Source organism: Streptomyces sp. NPDC059668 (assembly GCF_042734135.1).
In the GTDB taxonomy this organism is placed as follows: Bacteria; Actinomycetota; Actinomycetes; order Streptomycetales; family Streptomycetaceae; genus Streptomyces.
Window position 1 is genome coordinate 28707 of record NZ_JBHWEL010000101.1, and the last position, 1916, is coordinate 30622.

Genomic DNA, 1916 nt, shown 5'->3' on the forward strand with positions numbered 1-1916 from the left:
GCGCCCACCCCCGGCGCGGGGTGCCCTGCCCCGGCAGCGCGACCCCACGCCCCCCCACCGCCGCTCTCCGTCCACCGGAGCCGAAGCGCCCCCGGACCCCGTTCGGCCTTAAGGGCCTCGTCCTCAAACGCCGGACGGGCTGAGGGTGCGAGCCTGCGCTGCAACCTGCCGCCCGAACCACAGCCCTCGTCCCGGACACCCGTCCAGGCCCCGCCCCCGCCTTCCGGGCACAGGCCCGCTCCCAGCCTTCCGACACAGGCGCGGGTCGGCCTTCCGGCGCAGGCGCACACCTCCGGGCCGCCGCCAGCCTTTCGGCGTAGGCGCGCCTTTCCAGGCCGCCACCAGCCTCGCGGCACAGGCGCAGGTCTGCCTTCCGGCGCAGGCACACACCTCCAGCCCGCCCCCAGCCCTCCGGGACAGGCGCACACCTCCAGCCCGCCCCCAGCCCTCCGGGACAGGCGCACACCTCCAGCCCGCCCCCAGCCCTCCGGCACAGGCGCACATCTCCAGGCCGCCACCAGCCTCGCGGCACAGGCGCAATTCTGCCTTCCGGCGCCGGCACACACCTCCAGCCCGCCCCCAGCCCTCCGGCACAGGCGCAGGTCTGTCTTCCGGCGTGGGCGCGCATCTCCAGCCCGTCCGGCGTTTGAGGACGAGCCCTTCGGGCGAGGGTGGGGGTCTGGGGGCGGAGCCCCCAGGGGACGGGACGGGTAGGGGCGGCGGGGGCGAGAACCCCGTAGTGCGTCGCGGCACGGCCACGGACACGACGAAGGGGCCCGCTCCGGATACGGAGCGGGCCCCTCGTCACGTACAAGCGCCGCAGGCTAACCGTGCCAGCTGTGCGGAGCCCGGAACCCGGGCTCGCGCTCCAGACGGCGCCAGCCGGCCTTCGCGCGGCCTCGGTGGGCAGGGGTGGTGTCCGGCTGGGCGGCGGCACGCGCCAGGAGGATGGCCGTGATGGCGGCGACTTCCTCGGGCTCGGCGTGGCCCTTCTCGACGCGGATCTCAGGGTCGTTCATAGGTGTCAGTCTCCGTGAGAGAGGTTTCCGCGGCGCTGCCGCGGAGGAGCCGCAGGGTTACTGCGGGGGGTTGCCGTGCTTGCGGGAGGGCAGGTCCGCATGCTTCGTCTGCAGCATCGCCAGCGAGCGGATGAGGACCTCGCGGGTCTCGGCGGGGTCGATGACGTCGTCGACCAGACCGCGCTCGGCCGCGTAGTAGGGGTGCATGAGCTCGGCCTTGTACTCCTTGACCATGCGCACCCGCATGCCCTCAGGATCGGCGGCGTCGGCGATCTGACGGCGGAAGATGACGTTGGCGGCGCCCTCGGCGCCCATCACGGCGATCTCGTTGGTGGGCCACGCGTACGTGAGGTCCGCGCCGATGGACTGGCTGTCCATCACGATGTAGGCACCGCCGTACGCCTTGCGCAGGATCAGCGAGATCCTCGGCACCGTCGCGTTGCAGTACGCGTACAGGAGCTTCGCGCCGTGCCGGATGATCCCGCCGTGCTCCTGGTCCACACCGGGCAGGAACCCCGGAACGTCCAGGAGGGTGATGATCGGAACGTTAAAAGCGTCACACATCTGGACAAAGCGCGCAGCTTTTTCGGAGGCCTCGATGTCCAGGACGCCGGCGAGGGTCTGCGGCTGGTTGGCGACGATGCCCACCACCTGGCCGTCGAGGCGGGCCAGCGCGCAGATGATGTTGCGGGCCCAGCGTTCGTGGACCTCCAGGTAGTCGCCGTCGTCGACGAGCTCCTCGATGACCTTGGTCATGTCGTAGGGCCGGTTGCCGTCCGCGGGCACCAGGTCCAGCAGGACGTCGCCGCGCCGGTCCGCGGGGTCCTCGGAGGCGACCCGAGGGGGGTTCTCGCGGTTGTTCTGCGGGAGCATCGACAGGAGGTAGCGGACCTCCGC

Annotated in this window: 2 protein-coding genes; both read right to left on the reverse strand. The window is 72.2% G+C overall.

What is annotated here, in order from left to right; genetic code table 11:
- Positions 1-824 precede the first annotated feature (824 nt).
- Positions 825-1019, reverse strand: coding sequence for an acyl-CoA carboxylase subunit epsilon (locus ACFV2J_RS39170; protein ID WP_385443233.1), 195 nt, complete (start codon positions 1017-1019; stop codon positions 825-827).
- 57 nt (positions 1020-1076) lie between these two features.
- Positions 1077-1916: acyl-CoA carboxylase subunit beta (locus tag ACFV2J_RS39175; protein ID WP_385443236.1), on the reverse strand; the 840-nt coding region annotated here is incomplete at its 5' end.